This window comes from Streptomyces sp. NTD91, assembly GCF_059510455.1.
On record NZ_JCAJZW010000173.1, the window covers coordinates 1 to 398 of the forward strand.

The following is a 398-nucleotide window of genomic DNA, read 5'->3' on the forward strand; positions in this document are numbered from 1 at the left end:
GCCGGCGAAGACGCCGGTACGAGAGCCGCGCAGGCTCGCCGTGTCGATCCCGGCCCGCTCGAACACCTCCCACGACGTCTCCAACAGCAGCCGCTGCTGCGGATCCATCGCCAGCGCCTCACGCGGCGAGACACCGAACAGACCCGCATCGAACTCAGCAGCGTCGTGGAGGAACCCACCCTCACGGACATACGTGTGCCCCGCCCGGCCCGGCTCCGGATCGTAGAGGGCATCCAGGTCCCAGCCACGGTCGGCCGGGAACCCACCAATGGCGTCACCGCCCTCGCGCACCAACCGCCACAGGTCCTCCGGCGAACCGACCCCACCCGGGAAACGGCACGCCATGCCGACGATGACCACCGGGTCGTCACCCACGCCCACCGGCGCGGGCAGCGCGG

At 71.6% G+C, this 398-nt stretch carries 1 protein-coding gene; it reads right to left on the bottom strand.

Annotated elements, in window-relative coordinates; genetic code table 11:
• A partial coding sequence (locus AC5WRT_RS39105) for a beta-ketoacyl synthase N-terminal-like domain-containing protein (protein WP_496101119.1) occupies positions 1-398 on the bottom strand: 398 nt, incomplete at both ends.